Genomic DNA, 1,571 nt, shown 5'->3' on the forward strand with positions numbered 1-1,571 from the left:
GCGGCGGCCCCGGCAAGCTTTTTCCTCAAAACAGGCAAGCTGGGGTACCACCGGGAGGCTTCATGGATTAAAGCAGCGTGTCCTTAATTATAGCGTGCCCGGTCCGCCGGACCGGCCTCTCAGCTCTTGTACGCCTCGGGGATCGAATGGAAATCCTTGTCTCCGCGCCCCGAAAGGTTGACCAGGACCGTCTCGTCCCTGCCGAGCGTGGGCAGGAGGCGCAGCGCCCAGGCCAGAGCGTGACTGCTCTCCAGCGCGGGAAGGATGCCCTCCCGGCGGCAGAGCGTCCGAAACGCGGAGAGCGCCTCCTCGTCGGTCACCCTCTCGTAGCGGGCCCGTCCCTCATCCTTCAGCCAGGCGTGTTCCGGCCCGACGCCGGGATAGTCGAGCCCCGCGGATATCGAGTAGACGGGGGCGGCCTCCCCGGCTGCGTCCGTCAGGACATAGCTCCTGAAGCCGTGGAAGACCTTGGGCGTCCCGAAGCTGAGCGTCGCCGCGTGATCCCCCAGTTTGTCCGTCCCCCGCCCGGCGGGCTCCACGCCAACCAGGCGGACCTCCGCATCGTCGAGGAAGGCCGAGAAGAGCCCGATGGCGTTGCTGCCCCCTCCGACGCAGGCGACGGCGTAGTCCGGCAGGCGCCCCTCGCGCTCCAGGAACTGCTCCCGCGCCTCACGCCCGATGACACTCTGGAACTCCCGCACGATGGAGGGATACGGGTGCGGCCCGACGGCCGAGCCCAGAAGGTAGAAGGTATCCGGCTCCTCGACGTAGACGGCCAGGGCCTTGTCCACCGCCTCCCTGAGGGTCTGCTGCCCGTCCGTCACCGCCACGACGTGGGTTCCCATGGCCCGCATCCGCTCGACGTTGGGCCCCTGCCGCTCCATGTCCAAGGCCCCCATGTACACCGTGCAGTCCATCCCGAAGAGCGCGGCGGCCATGGCCGAGGCCGTACCGTGCATTCCCGCGCCCGTCTCCGCGATGATGCGCTTCGCCCCCATGCGCTTGGCCAGCAGGATCTGACCGATGCAGTTGTTGATCTTGTGCGCGCCGCCGTGGTTCAGGTCCTCCCGTTTCAGGAAGAGTCGTCCCCCTCCCAGGTCCTTGGAGATGTTGCGGCACTCCGTCAGCGCCGAGGGACGCCCCACGTAATTCCTCAGGAGCTCCAGGTATTCCTCGTGAAACGCCTCGTCCGCCATCGCGTCCCGGAAGGCCGCGTTCAAATCGTCCAGGCGCTTCTTCAATGCCTCAGGGATGAACTGCCCGCCGTATTCCCCAAAAAATCCCGTGACCATCGCTTTCTTTTCGCCTTCGTTCGCCATTGTAATCTCCTCCTTGGGAATTCAAAATCCGCAATGAAAAAAGCCCGGGGTCCGAATACCGGCCTCCGGGCTTCAACGCTCTGTTGTCCAATAAAAAAAGGCCGGAGGGTATTCCATTTCCCCTCCGGCCCTTAAGCACTCTCTCGACTTCCGAGGCACGCGGACAGAGGGCAGCTCAGGGCTGCCACCACCACATCCCGCCGTTCCGAACCCGTGCCGCGCTCTCCCCGTTCATGATTCCCATGGCTCTTG

Annotated in this window: 1 protein-coding gene; it reads right to left on the reverse strand. The window is 65.1% G+C overall.

Annotated elements, in window-relative coordinates:
* Nucleotides 1-119 precede the first annotated feature (119 nt).
* Nucleotides 120-1,319 carry a tryptophan synthase subunit beta gene (gene trpB, locus Q0176_RS00120; protein ID WP_299297825.1) on the reverse strand — a complete coding sequence of 400 codons (1,200 nt, stop codon included), beginning with the start codon at nt 1,317-1,319 and terminating at the stop codon, nt 120-122.
* Between the last annotated feature and the right edge of the window lie 252 nt (nt 1,320-1,571).

The sequence above is a fragment of the uncultured Fretibacterium sp. genome (assembly GCF_938040765.1).
Taxonomy (GTDB): Bacteria; Synergistota; Synergistia; order Synergistales; family Aminobacteriaceae; genus CAJPSE01.

What these genes read in the sequence shown, in the direction of transcription:
- trpB (WP_299297825.1), bottom strand. Translation starts at nt 1,319, where the DNA reads ATGGCGAACGAAGGCGAAAAGAAAGCGATGGTCACGGGATTTTTTGGG.